2 protein-coding genes are annotated in these 1286 nt (G+C 44.2%); both read right to left on the bottom strand.

Annotated elements, in window-relative coordinates; genetic code table 11:
* The coding region (locus R7E42_RS24420; RefSeq protein ID WP_318073150.1) for a DNA-formamidopyrimidine glycosylase family protein at positions 1-516 on the bottom strand (516 nt) is incomplete at its 3' end.
* Positions 517-618: 102 nt separating this feature from the next.
* Positions 619-1095: a hypothetical protein gene (locus tag R7E42_RS24415; RefSeq protein ID WP_021451729.1), complete on the bottom strand. Its 477-nt coding sequence runs from the start codon at positions 1093-1095 to the stop codon at positions 619-621.
* Positions 1096-1286: the final 191 nt, after the last annotated feature.

The following is a 1286-nucleotide window of genomic DNA, read 5'->3' as shown; positions in this document are numbered from 1 at the left end:
GGCGTAAATATTCCCCACACCGACCACGACTTTGTTGTCCATGATAAACTGCTTTACCGCGACACGCTTGCCTTGCGCTTTATCGGCAATGTACTCGCTATTAAACGCATCAGTTAGAGGCTCTGGTCCCATATGATCAAATACCGCATGGGACTCACCAGGAGCGCACCATAGCCAAGCTCCAAAGCGTCGAGGGTCGTTATAACGCAGCACTTTACCATTTGTAAGTTTGAGATCGACATGATCGTGCTTAGCCGCAGGAAAATCAGCATCCAACACACGTAACGAGCCGGACATTCCAAGGTGCACAATAGCAGTTCCTGCATCCGTTTCTATGAGCAAATACTTTGCGCGACGATGAATGGCTCGAATCACTTGCCCTTCAAGCAATTTCAGCTCTTGCGGGATATCCCAGCGCAGTTTGGGTGTGCGAAAAACAAATGCCTTAATCGTTTGTCCAACCATATGTGGACTAATACCCATCCGGCTTACTTCAACTTCTGGTAATTCAGGCATTTATTTCTCCTTAGAACACTCAAGGCCTTACTGAAAGGCAGTTAGCATAATCGAAAAGTACAAGCGTAAACACTGCTTACCTACGAGGTTATTGACCACCTCTCACTTAGGCATGATGTAATTGCTCTCAACAGAAATCGCGATCCACTTGTTTTGCCAATTCTTGAACAACCAAAAATCATGAAGACGATAAAGAGTAATTCGCTGCGGTTCTTCGACGCCTTGATACCAGACTTCGATGGTTTCTGGTGTGCCTAACTTATCTTTAAGAGTGTCGTATTGCTGCGCAGATAACTCCGTACCTTCGAGCGCTTGCCAGCGAGCAATAAGTTCAGATAGAGGGAGAGGAACATCTGCATTCGCATGCCATCGCCCATCGCGAAACTCCAATTCAAGACTATTGGAATAAATAGCGCTAACCGAATGATCAGTTCGAAGTAAATGCGGATAAGGATCAACATTCTCTGACAACAAGTACGTTTTGATCCACATCGGCGCATTTAAGATCACGATAAACGCGATAATGCCCAATATTAGAATATTGTTCCAACGGCGACGGCGAGTCGGACTAATACGCATAACGGTTCCTACTATCTTAGTTCTAGTGACAAACTAGCAAAGGTTACAGGAATTGACTAGAGCATCAGCATGTAAACATGGTGAAGGTAGATTTGAAGGAATAGTGAGGATTTCAGATAATAAAAAACCCAACTCGAAAGTTGGGTTTTTCAAACCGTCAAAGAGACAAAACCAATTATTTGATTTTAGCT

Origin of the sequence: Vibrio sp. Vb1337, from assembly GCF_033338715.1 — a bacterium.
Lineage (GTDB): Bacteria > Pseudomonadota > Gammaproteobacteria > Enterobacterales > Vibrionaceae > Vibrio > Vibrio alginolyticus.
The sequence above is the reverse complement of the archived record's forward strand: the minus strand, read 5'-3'. Positions and strand labels throughout refer to the sequence as shown.

What these genes read in the sequence shown, in the direction of transcription:
- R7E42_RS24415 (WP_021451729.1), bottom strand. Translation starts at nt 1,095, where the DNA reads ATGCGTATTAGTCCGACTCGCCGTCGCCGTTGGAACAATATTCTAATA.